We start from the raw sequence: 468 nt of genomic DNA on the forward strand, positions 1-468 counted from the left end.
ATGCTACGCAGAAACGCCCATCCGTGAATTTCCAAAAAGGCTCTAAGCCACGTTGACAAAACACCTCAGCCATTACCTGGGAAGTATTGACAACGACTGAATCCAGAGCCTTGCGGCAGCGAGATTGAGGACGCTCAGGAAAGACAGAGCGGTCTTGTCAGATCGGGTTGCAATGCGGCGCATCTGTTTGAGCCAGCTGAACATCTGCTCGATGCGGTTGCGATCCCGATAGCGCCGCCAGTTGGCTGTTTGTGAGCCACTTCGACCTTTGCGTGATGGAATAACCAACAGGATCCCATATGTCAGCATATCCTGGCGGAAACTGTCACTGTCTTTACCCCCGGTCGGCCAGCATGTCTGGGGTTCAGGACAGGCAGCTTCATCAGGGCTATATAGCCGCGACCATTGGTATTATCGATCATATGCTGCTAGAGCGGCTCCACTGAACGCTGATTCTGTGGCGTGACA

1 pseudogene is annotated in these 468 nt (G+C 53.2%); it reads right to left on the reverse strand.

The features are described from left to right. Window positions 1–72: 72 nt before the first annotated feature. Window positions 73–321, reverse strand: a pseudogene (locus tag B8446_RS15930) (transposase); the annotation flags it as partial. Window positions 322–468: the final 147 nt, after the last annotated feature.

The organism is Tanticharoenia sakaeratensis NBRC 103193 (assembly GCF_000963885.1).
Taxonomy (GTDB): Bacteria; Pseudomonadota; Alphaproteobacteria; order Acetobacterales; family Acetobacteraceae; genus Tanticharoenia; species Tanticharoenia sakaeratensis.